Origin of the sequence: Streptomyces sp. NPDC048603 (assembly GCF_043199475.1) — a bacterium.
Lineage (GTDB): Bacteria > Actinomycetota > Actinomycetes > Streptomycetales > Streptomycetaceae > Streptomyces.
Genome location: NZ_JBICVY010000019.1, coordinates 41989 through 50574, shown reverse-complemented (window position 1 = coordinate 50574; position 8586 = coordinate 41989). Strand labels below are relative to the sequence as shown.

At 71.3% G+C, this 8586-nt stretch carries 10 protein-coding genes; all 10 read left to right on the top strand.

Features of this window, described 5'->3' with window-relative positions; genetic code table 11:
• Positions 1-47 precede the first annotated feature (47 nt).
• Positions 48-2657: a DNA translocase FtsK gene (locus ACGFQ9_RS34720; protein ID WP_393579508.1), complete on the top strand. Its 2610-nt coding sequence runs from the start codon at positions 48-50 to the stop codon at positions 2655-2657.
• A 191-nt stretch (positions 2658-2848) separates the two neighbouring features.
• Positions 2849-3703, top strand: a complete 855-nt coding sequence (locus ACGFQ9_RS34715; RefSeq protein ID WP_393579507.1) for a hypothetical protein — start codon at positions 2849-2851, stop codon at positions 3701-3703.
• 132 nt (positions 3704-3835) lie between these two features.
• Positions 3836-4513 (top strand): hypothetical protein, encoded by a 678-nt coding sequence (locus tag ACGFQ9_RS34710; RefSeq protein ID WP_393579505.1) that lies wholly within the window; start codon positions 3836-3838, stop codon positions 4511-4513.
• Between the two features lie 105 nt (positions 4514-4618).
• On the top strand, positions 4619-5218 hold the full coding sequence (locus ACGFQ9_RS34705) for a hypothetical protein (protein WP_393579504.1): 600 nt from the start codon (positions 4619-4621) through the stop codon (positions 5216-5218).
• A 122-nt stretch (positions 5219-5340) separates the two neighbouring features.
• Positions 5341-5592, top strand: coding sequence for a hypothetical protein (locus ACGFQ9_RS34700; RefSeq protein WP_393579502.1), 252 nt, complete (start codon positions 5341-5343; stop codon positions 5590-5592).
• A 289-nt stretch (positions 5593-5881) separates the two neighbouring features.
• Positions 5882-6544 carry a hypothetical protein gene (locus ACGFQ9_RS34695; RefSeq protein ID WP_393579501.1) on the top strand — a complete coding sequence of 221 codons (663 nt, stop codon included), beginning with the start codon at positions 5882-5884 and terminating at the stop codon, positions 6542-6544.
• Positions 6545-6587: 43 nt separating this feature from the next.
• The gene (locus ACGFQ9_RS34690; protein WP_393579499.1) at positions 6588-7115 is read left to right on the top strand and encodes a hypothetical protein; all 528 of its coding nucleotides are present in this window, start codon (positions 6588-6590) and stop codon (positions 7113-7115) included.
• A gap of 18 nt (positions 7116-7133) precedes the next feature.
• Positions 7134-7742, top strand: a complete 609-nt coding sequence (locus ACGFQ9_RS34685; RefSeq protein ID WP_393579498.1) for a DUF6919 domain-containing protein — start codon at positions 7134-7136, stop codon at positions 7740-7742.
• An 84-nt stretch (positions 7743-7826) separates the two neighbouring features.
• Complete coding sequence (locus ACGFQ9_RS34680; RefSeq protein WP_393579496.1) at positions 7827-8294, top strand: hypothetical protein; 468 nt, start codon at positions 7827-7829, stop codon at positions 8292-8294.
• Between the two features lie 2 nt (positions 8295-8296).
• Positions 8297-8563, top strand: coding sequence for a hypothetical protein (locus ACGFQ9_RS34675; RefSeq protein WP_393579494.1), 267 nt, complete (start codon positions 8297-8299; stop codon positions 8561-8563).
• Positions 8564-8586 lie beyond the last annotated feature (23 nt).

The following is an 8586-nucleotide window of genomic DNA, read 5'->3' as shown; positions in this document are numbered from 1 at the left end:
GGCTTCCCCGCCCCGCGCTCACCCCCAGCACAGGAGGCGTGAACAGCATGACCGAGATCGACACCACCGCGAAAGTCGGGACGGATGCCCTCGACCGCAAGCTGCTCTGGGACGCCGCCGAGCTGCTCGTGACCACCCAGTTCGGCTCCTTGGACATGCTTCAGCAGAAGCTGCTCATCAGCGAGTACGGGGCGGGCAGGATCATGGACGTGATGCAGGCCCTCGGCGTCGTCGGCGGGCAGCGGGGAGCTCAGGCCCGAGAGGTGAAGATCAGGCTGGTCGAGGACCTGGAGCCTGTCTTCGAGGCTCTCTACGGCGACGGCCCCGCCTCCGACTTCACGGCGCTGCTGCACACGGACCCCGAGGCGCCCGCCGCCATCCCGGCCCAGCCGACGGACCTCCCGGACGACGAAGACGAGGACGCGGACAACGAGCCGGCGCCGGAGCACAGCCGGCCGGTGGAGGGCACCGTCTACACCCCCCAGGAGTGGGAGCTGCGCGAGGACCCGGAGGGCGACCGCCCCTGGATCAACCCGCAGCTGCGCACCAAGGACGGCCGCAAGGCCCGCTACGCCTACCTGCGCCGGCAGGCACGCCGCCGCGTGCGGAAGGCCGTCGCCCGCCAGCTCACCGTGCACGGAATCGTTCCCCGGGCCCTGCGCGGGGAGCGGCGGATGCGTGCCTGGGTCATCGGCATGGAGGGACACAAGGCCGCGGCCGACGAGCGTCTGGCGCTGGCCGCGGTCAAGACCGCCGCCGACAGTGCTCGCCGCGCGCAGTTCGCGATCCTCAAGCGCGAGGAGAAGCAGACCAAGGCGGCCAAGCTCCAGCTGGAGGCCGGCAAGCAGCTGGCCGTCGCGCAGAACGCCAGGAAGACCGCGAAGCGGTCCGTCGCGGTCCGCGCCGGCGTCACCTACGGCCCGCTGGTCCTGGCCGATGCTGCCGCCTACGGCTTCGCCGACGTCTGGGGGTTCCTCGGTGCTCTGGTGCTCAACCTCGCCGGGGTCTCCCTGCTGGGCCGCGACGTCGAGGTCAGCGAAGAGGAGCTGGAGCGGCTGGAGCGGATCGAGGCCGGCGCCCCGCAGCAGGTCAGCGTGGGCATGACGCCGCGGATGTTCGAGCAGATGATGCGCCAGGCCCTCACCGAGGACCTGAAGCTCACCCTGTCGGCCCTGCGGGTCGACCCCCACGCGTGGGGTTTCGAGATCCACGTCTGGCTGGAGCGGATGACCCCGGACAAGATTTCCAACGGGCTGGACATGCTGGAGGCGTGCCTTCCCGGCGTACGTACCGGAAGCGTGCTGATGCAGCAGTCCGCGCAGTCCCGGAACTACTGCGTGATCCGCGTACCGGGCCCCAACCCGTGGCAGGCCGTCCCCGAACTGCCTGTCCGGGAACCGCAGTCCGTTTCCACGGCCGAACTCCACAATGCGCTGATCGGAGCCGACATGGCGGGGCGGCCCCTGGCCCTGCCGATGTGCCGCACCAACGTGAACATCGTCGGCAAGAGCCGGTCGGGGAAGTCCACGATCCTGCGGGCCATCCTGGACGTGCTCACCGCGACCGAGGACCAGATCATCATCGGCATCGACCTGGGCAGCGCCGGCAGCGGCTTCGGCGGACTCAGGCACGCCATGCACGTGGTGGCCACCACCCCGGCGGAGGCCAGGGCCGCGCTCCAGTGGGCGCTGGACATCGGCAAGGGCCGCCCCGCGCTCTTCGACCGCCTCGGCATGGGCGAGAACTGGGTCACTTCCCGCAAGCGGCCCGGCATCAAGGTCATCGTGGACGAGTTCCCCGCGCTGGTCCGCGAAAGCCGCAAGGGCTACTACGACGAGGACCTCAAGCGGCAGGTCCCCTGGGACCTCGACGGCATGCTCGCCGAGATGGCGATCACCTGCGCCAAGAGCGACGACACCATGGTCCTCGCCGGACAGGGCGTCACCAAGGAGAAGATCAAGGACAACACCTGGGTGGTGGAGCTGGCCGTCCAGGTCCTGGCGGCCTGCGACAAGGACGACGTCGTCCAGATCCTCGGCGACGGCATGCTCGCCCAGGGGTGGCGCGCCGACCGGCTGGTGCCCGCCATGGGCGACCAGCTCAACGACGCCTCCGTGGTGTACGTGATGGCCGGCAACGCCTACTGCGAGCCCATTCCGTACCGCGGCTGCTACGCCGACCCCGACGAGCTGCTGCGCCGCGGCCGGGCCCGGGCCCAGGCCGGGCTGGTCGACATCGATCCCGAGTCCGCGAAGCTCAGCCGGATCTCGCTGCGGAGCCTGATGGAGACGAGCGCCCAGAAGTACGCCGCCGGGGGGCAGGGGCAGGGAGCCGTCCCCCAGCTGATCGCCTCCATCCGAGAGGTCTTCCGGGCGGCCGGGGACCCGAGCGGCCTCCAGCTGGAGGAGATCGCGGCCGGCCTCGCCCAGGCCGACGCCGACCGCTGGGACCTGGAGGCGTTCGACGGGGAGGACACCGCGGACCAGGAGGCCGCCCGCGTCGTCGCGCTGAAGGCTGCGATCAAGGCGGTGCTCGCCCCCGGCGGCAAGTCCTGGACGACCGACAGCTACCGGCGCCCGGGCGAGAAGAGCACGGTCAAGGGCTACTGCCTGCGCCACCTCAAGAAGATCACCGGCGAGGACGCAAGCGCCTTCTGAGCGCAGGAACACCCCAGGAACACGCAGGTCAGCGCGCCGGAACAGGCCGAGAACAGGGACGGAACACCGCACAGGACCGGTGGCACTGTTCCACTCCCCGAACCTGTTCCCGCCGCGTTCCGGCCCCCTGACCTGCACGTTCCTCCCCGTTCCCGGCTGTTCCCCGCCCGAAAGATCCCCAGGAGTCCGTAATGATCGACCCGACCCGCATCCACGACCCGGACGCCGGCTACTACCGCATCACCGCCGAGCGCCGCTTCAACTACCTTCAGCTCGACCCCGACCACACCATCCGCCTCGTCTGGCAGGCCCTGCCCGTCACCTGCCCGATGTGCGGCGCCGACACCGGCCTGACCCTCGTCATGGAGCGCGCCGCGCAGCCCGTGATCGAGGTGCTCTGCCCGGCCCGGCACGAGTGGCCCGAGCACCTCATCGACCCCGGCCACTTCACCGCCTGGGCCGATATGCGCTGGACCACCCCGAACTGGGACATGTACTGGATCCTGGAGGCCGGGTTCGGCGAGGAGCCGCCCCCGCCCCTCGACCTGGTCGAAGAGATCCCCCAAGCCGCGCGGATCATCACCAGGACCCTCGCCCGCGAGGCGAAGAAGCGCGCCCGCCGCCGCGTCCGCAAGGTGAAGAAGAAAGCCCGCAACGTCGCCTACTCCCCGGTTGCGGCCCTGATCCGCACCGCCTGGGCCATACAGGCCGGCATCCCGCAGGAGACGCCCGCCCCGGTACGGACGAAGGGCAAGCAGGCCCCGGGGCCGAAGATCCCCTCCGTCGCCAAGTACCGCGCCGCGTACGGCATGCCCGCACCGGTCAAGGGGCCGGCGTGCCTGGTATGCGAGGACAAGGGGCGGATCGTTGCGCCGGGCCTGGACGTCACGTGCACCGAGTGCGAGGGGCCGGCCGCGGCGGCCCTGGCCGCCGCCGAGCGCAAGGCGGCCCGTGCCCGCGCCGGAGGGTCCGCAGCGGGCAGCCCCCGCCCCGACGGCGCCAAGGCCGGCGCCGACGGGCAGCGGGGGAGCTCCATAAACCCATGAATGCATTCACTTGAAATGCATTCACTGGAGATGCATACTTGAGTCATCGCAAGGCCCCGGGCCAGCGAGAAAGCCCGCTCCTCCATGCCCGTACCCGGCCGGGAACACCCGGCCCGACACGACGGAGAGAACATGACCACCATCAGCGCCGGAGACCTCGACAGGGTCGTCACGGAGGCCCGCGCCTACCAGCACCCGCACTTCACCGGCGCCTCGGCCGACCGCTTCAACCGGCTCGTCTTCACCTTCCGGCCCTTCACCGGCGCCGAGGAGGAGCCCCAGCGGCCGCTCTACACCTGGAAGGACGAGAGCCTCACGCCCGAGTCCCGCGCGTTCATCGACGCCCAGTACGACGAGGCGATCCTCCTCTGGGACAAGGCCGCGTTCACCGCCGCCCTCAAGCAGGCCACCAACGGCGCCAAAGCCCTGTGGGACGCCTACGCCCAGGCCCTCGCCGCCATGGAGGAGATCTTCACCTCCATGGACACCAAGCCCGACACGTACTGGCGGGCCACCGTCTCCCAGCTGCTCACCGCCCAGAAGACGGCGCTCGACGCCGCGATCACCTGGGATCACATCGGCCGGGCCATCGTCACGGTGCACGACGACTTCCGCTACGGCTCCTTCTCCCGCGCCGAGATGTACGAGGCCGCCGGGATCGACGCCAGCCAGTGGGTTATCGGCGACTCCTACGACTACGAGGCATTCCGCGGTGGCCCGGTCACCCGCGAGGTCCGGAAGCGGATCGACGCGCAGCGCGAGCACCTGCGGACCGTCGCCTCCCTCTCCGGTGACCGCGACCCGGCCTGACCACTCCGCACCACTTCCTCCCGGGGCGGCCGCCAGGTCGCCAACTCAGCCGGCCGCCCCGGGATCTCCCAACCGCCCAGCACCACCAGCCCGAAGGAGCTCTTCGTGACCCACGTCCTGGTCCACCCCGTCGAGACCGCCCGCCCGAAGTCCCTGGAGAACCGCCCGGTCCGGGCCGCCCGCGCCCGACGCGCCAGTGTCAAGGCCCTGTCCGCCGTCATCCGCTACGACGGCATCGTGATCACCGCGGGCACCGCCACCGTCAGCCTTGACGCGATCGTCAACCACGAAGGCCCGCTCGCGAACCTGAGCACCCCGGGAGTCGCTTTCGCCGCGCTCGCCCTCATCGGCGCCCTCTACGTCATCGACACCGCCGCCAACGAGCTCATCGACTGGATCAACCCGGACCGCTGGGACGGTGACAGCACCTACGCCCTGGCGGAGGAGCTCGGCCAGATCCGCGGTGACATCGACTCCGGCGCCGACCCGGAGGAGATCCAGCACAGCCTGAACACCAGCGGACTGCTGGCGACGACCGGCGCGCTCACGCGCAGGCTCGCCGTGGCCTTCGCCAAGCAGGGCGAGGAGGACCAGGCCCAGCGCCTGTACGCGGCCACCCTCCACCTGCGCAAGGCCGACGCGGCGCTCGGGCACGGCCAGACCGGTGACGAGCCGGCCGACGACGCCCGCGAGGATCTGCAGTAGAGGCGCCCCGGGGACGGCGGCCAGGTCGCCAAACTCAGCCCGCCGTCCCCGGGTCTCCCAACCCGCTCCAACCGGAGCAGGAGGGCCGGAACCATCGTCCCTCACGACCGCGAGGAGCCCAAATGCCCCCCCGCCCCGACACGCAGGCCAGCACCACCGACGAGATCGTGGCCGCAGCGCTGGCGGCCAAGACCGAACTCGACCACGTCGTCTCCGAAGCCGCGAAGACCGTCTCCGAGGCAGAGAGGAAGTTCTGGCAGCGGATCGGCGAACTCAGCAAGAGCCGCCGCGGCGCCCAGAAGGACATCGCCGCCGCGCTGAACGTCGAGCGCGACAACATCTACAAGAACGTCCGCAAGCACACCGAAGCCTGACCCCCACTACCTCGGGGCCGACCGCCAGGTCGCCAACCACTCAGCCGGCCGCCCCCGAGCCTCCCACCCGCCCGAACACCCAGGGAGCCCTGCATGTACATCCCGCGCATGACCGACGAGGAGAAGGCGGCTCTGTCGAAGAAGCTGTCCAAGGTCAACAAGGAGTCTTCGAACCGCCCCCGCTGACCCCACTCACCTCCCGGGGCGGCCGCCAGGTCGCCAACCACTCAGCCGACCGCCCCCGGAGCTCCCAACCCCACCGTCCCGCAGCAGGCAGGAAGGCTTCGCCATGCCCGCATCTGCAGCACCCGCCGCCTTCGGCACCCAGGTTCCCGACGCGAGCACGCGCCTCCTGGCCGACGAGGTCGAAGCCTGGCTCAAGAAGATCACCCCGCCCGCCGCGCCCGCCCCGGCCCCCAAGCAGCCCGCGCCCGCGGCCGGGTTCGACATCCCCGCCCTGGTGGCCGCCGGCCTCGCCGAGGTCGAGCGCAGCGAACGGGCCACCGCCGCCGCCCAGGCCGCCGCCCGCCCCTCCCTGCTCGACCGGATCACCCGCCGCCACCAGCGCCCCGCGACCCGGGCCAGCGTGCACATCCGCCGCGCGGCCGCCGCGCTGGCCACCGGCGGCTGGTGCCGCGGAGAACTCCGCGACACCACCGGCCGCCACTGCATCCTCGGCGCCCTCATGGCTGCCCCGGCCGACGCCGACACCACCAGCCGGTCCCACATCTACATCCGCTCCGCGATGGCCGAACCGGCCGCGTACGCCCAGCCGACGCCCGCCTACCGCGCCCGCCTGGAGGCGCAATGGCGCCAGGAGGGCCGCGACCCGCAGGCCCTTGGCCGCCAGTTCGACATCGCCGTCCACAACAACCTGGCCGCCCCGACCGTCGGCGCCGTCCTCGACCTCCTCGACCGCGCGGCCACCCTCGCCGAGAACGCCGGCGACTGACCCCCACTCCGTTCCGTCCGCACACCATTCGGAAGGCAGCAGCATGCGCATCTCCACCGAGTGCTTCATCTTCGGAGGCGGCCGCTACAGCAAGTACGCCAAGGCCATCGCCCCCGACGCCGAGAAGCTCGTCCGCGACAAGTTCGGCTCCCTGCCGGCCGTCCGGCTGGTCCTCAACGGGGACACCAGCCAGATGGACCGCCTGGTGAACACCGCGGAGGCACGGCTCCTGACCGGCATCAACGCCACGCCGGTCAACGCCGTCAGCCGCCCCGACCGCCACTCCCGCCGGGCCTTCGGCCAGACGACCATCGACCGCGACGGCGTGCTGATCGTCCTCCAGATCCCCAACATGCGCCGCGAGCGCGACGTCGCCGAGACCCTCGTGCACGAGCTCGTCCACGCCCACCAGCTCGGCGACCGCGCCGCCCGCGACCTCCACCTCAAGTACCTCAAGCACGTCTGGGGCCAGCAGCCCATGAAGCCCAACACCCTCACCGCCTACGAGCTGCTGATCGAGCAGCGCGAGACCCAGGCCTACGAGGCCGAGGCCCTGGCCGCCCAGCTCTGAAACGACAGGAGAACCGTCATGCCGATCCGATGGGCGAACCGTGCCGACCGCCGCCGCTGGCGGGCAGCCGTCACCTTCGCCGACCTGACCGAACTGACCGCCAGCTGGCTCGAAGGCGACATCCGCTCGCACCCCGGGCGCATGCCGAACCATGGTCCCGACGACGAGATGCAGCCCCTGAGTGCGCAGATGGCGGCCGCGAACCGAGCCGGATTCCTCACCGACTCCTTCCAGCCCGGACACGACGCCCCCGACTATGACGGCAACCTGTGGGAGCAGCGCGCCGCCGTCACCGGATTCGTCGCGGACACTGAGATCCTCACCCGCCTCGTCGACTCCGCTGAGCAGGCCGACCTGCTCCTGCTCGTCCGGTTCCAGGGCGACGACCACCACCTGGGCCTGCTCGTCTCCCGCGTCAACGGCCTGGACTACACCTGGTACGGCCGGACCCCCACCCTCCCCGAGCTCCGCAACGCCTGGCCCAGCCGCCTCATCAGCGACACCGCCTTCGACGCCGTCGCCCGCGCCGCCCAGGTCACCATCACCGCCCCCGCCTTCGAACCCGGCGACATCCTCTGGACCGCCCTGGACGAAGCCCTGCGCCTGCCGAGCACGGCCGGCCGCTGACGGCCCCCCGCGGTGCCCGGCCCACACCAGACCGGGCACCGCCGAGGACCGGAACAGCCCGGCCCGCCACGAGACGGAGAACCCATGACCACCAACGTCCCGCACTCCGATACCGACTTCGACGCCGTCCTCACCGACAACCTGCGCCGCTACGCCGCCAGCGCGCTGCCGCTCACCACCGGCATCCTCCAGCTGCTCGGCACCGCCGCGGAGAGCGAGGCCCGCCTGGCCGCCGCCGAGGCCGCCTTCCCCGGCATCACCCGCCTCACCGGCGAGAGGCCGACCGCTCTCCTCGTCTACCGCGTCACACGCGGCAACATCCCGTACGCCACCTTCACCACCCGGAAGGCGGCGCGCGCCAAGGGCGAGGCCTGGCTGAAGCGCCCCCTCCCGGAAGGAGCCTCCACCGGGTGGGTGCCGGACAACGGCGACGAGCACGCCGACGAGGACCTCGTGATGTTCGGCCCGGGCCCGGACGACGAGTCCGTCACCAGCATCCGCATCATCGTGCTGCGGCTCCTCGTCGAATACGACGCGGAAGCCGAGGACTGACCATGCACCAGTTCCTGTGGCAGGTCGACGTACCGATAGAGCGCGTCGGCACCGACGAGTACGGCGTGCATGTCTTCACCGGCCTTGCAGAGACCGGCCATGAGGCCCGCCAGGCCGCACGCCGCGCCTGGGAGACGGCCCTCCTCCACGCCATGGCCGACGACGACATTCCCGCCGCCGCCCACCGCACCGACTGGTCCGCCCGCGGACTGCGCCCCGGCTGGAACCTTCGCTGGGACCAGGCCACGCACAAGGGCATCGACCCTTAGCTCCGCCCCGGGACGGCCGTCAA